General features: G+C 62.3%; 1 pseudogene. It reads left to right on the forward strand.

Annotated features, from left to right (window positions below):
* Positions 1 to 220: pseudogene (locus tag EXE42_RS18195) on the forward strand (hypothetical protein); the annotation flags it as partial.

Genomic DNA, 220 nt, shown 5'->3' on the forward strand with positions numbered 1-220 from the left:
TTCGCCACGTTCGCGAACGAGGCCCTGGTCGAACTCGAGGAGCGGTACGGAGTGACCACGCCGATCGAGGCCCGCGTCCAAGAGCTCACGAATAGGTACTACCGGGGGCTCGAAGTCCTCCAGGCACTCGATGAACCGATGACCGTCGACGAACTGGCCGCGGAACTGGAGCTGGATGACGAGGAGGTTCACGACCGGATCGCGTATCTCTCAACGTTCG

Origin of the sequence: Halorubrum sp. SP3 (assembly GCF_005435195.1) — an archaeon.
GTDB lineage: Archaea > Halobacteriota > Halobacteria > Halobacteriales > Haloferacaceae > Halorubrum > Halorubrum sodomense.